Consider the following 739-nt stretch of genomic DNA (forward strand, 5'->3'; position numbering starts at 1 on the left):
TTTGGCTAATATCAATACCTTCTTTTTCGGCAATTAGTTTTAAATATTCAGCTTTCTTTTCACCGTTTACAATTTCACCTAAATAATTACCTGTTAAAGCACCATTTTTAATTTCTAATTGGTTAGCATACACGTAATCTATACCCAATTCTTTTTGTAAGTAATGGCCAAAATATGTAAAACCACCAGATAAAATAGCAGTTTTAAACCCGTAGTTTTTAAGTGTATCAATTAAACGTCTGGCTCCTTTAGTTATTGGTAGGTTAACAGCAACATTTTGTAAAACATCTTCACTTAAACCCTCTAATAATTTCATGCGTCTTTTGAAACTTTCATTAAAATCAATTTCACCTTGCATTGCTGCTTCAGTAATGGCTTTAACTTGTTCACCAACACCTGCTAATTCTGCTAATTCATCAATAACTTCAGTTTGGATTAAGGTAGAATCCATATCAAAACACACTAAGCGTCTGTTTCTTCTAAATATATTATCTTCTTGAAATGCAATATCAACATCTAATTCTTGTGATATTTGCATGAATTTTTCAGTGAATTCAGCTTTGTTATCAATTCTTCCTCTAATTGATAATTGGATAGATGCGCGTGGATAATCGTCTTTTTTTACTAATGATAAACGCCCTGTTAGGCGCTTAATAGCATCAATATTTAGGTTTTTTTCAGAAATTATTTCTGTAACTCTAGATATTTGTTCTGCTTTTAGTTTTTCACCTAAAATAGT

At 30.6% G+C, this 739-nt stretch carries 1 protein-coding gene; it reads right to left on the reverse strand.

The annotated features are described in order from the left end of the window. Positions 1-739, reverse strand: a 739-nt coding sequence (serB, locus tag FUA24_RS23710) for a phosphoserine phosphatase SerB (RefSeq protein ID WP_148545798.1), incomplete at both ends; no start/stop codon positions are given.

It is taken from the genome of Seonamhaeicola marinus, from assembly GCF_008085455.1.